This is a genomic window from Marinobacter flavimaris, assembly GCF_002933295.1.
GTDB lineage: Bacteria > Pseudomonadota > Gammaproteobacteria > Pseudomonadales > Oleiphilaceae > Marinobacter > Marinobacter flavimaris.
Map to the genome: position 1 here is coordinate 1 of NZ_PSSW01000043.1, position 733 is coordinate 733.

Annotated in this window: 1 pseudogene; it reads left to right on the top strand. The window is 53.3% G+C overall.

From position 1 onward, the window contains the following. Positions 1-71 precede the first annotated feature (71 nt). A pseudogene (locus MDHKLMBL_RS20660) lies at positions 72-733 on the top strand (transposase); the annotation flags it as partial.

Here is a 733-nt window from a genome sequence, read left to right on the forward strand (position 1 = left end):
GGTAATCCCCCCGAAAAACAGCGGTGATCAAAAGTAGAATTTTCCGTAAGCTACACGCAGGGAGATTCTGCATGAAGAAGTCACGATTTTCCGACAGCCAGATCCTGTCGATCCTGAAACAAGCCGAGAACGGCGTACCGGTTCCGGAGCTGTGTCGTGAGCACGGCATGAGCAGTGCGTCGTTTTACAAATGGCGGGCCAAATTCGGTGGTATGGATGCGTCCATGATGGCCCGCTTGAAAGAGCTGGAGGATGAAAACCGCCGGCTTAAGAAGATGTATGCCGAAGAACGTTTGAAGGCTGACATCCTCAAGGAAGCCATCGAAAAAAAGTGGTGAAGCCGTCTCGTCGCCGTGAGATGGCGCAGAAAGCCGTCAATGAGAAGCGCATCAGCATTCGTCTGGCGTGCTGGATGTTCAGCATCAGTGAGACCTGCTACCGCTACCAGCCTAAACTCAGCAGCGAGAACGCTGAGATCGCGGACTGGCTGGTTCGGCTGACCCACAATCAGCGGAACTGGGGCTTTGGTCTGTGCTTCTTGCATCTGCGCAATGTGAAAGGCTTTACCTGGAACCACAAACGGGTCTATCGGATTTACCGGGAGCTGGAACTGAATCTACGCATCAAGCCCAAGAAGCGTCTGGTTCGTGAAAAGCCGGAACCATTGGCTGTGCCGGAAATGATCAACGACAGTTGGTCGATGGACTTCATGCACGACCAGCTCAACGACGGA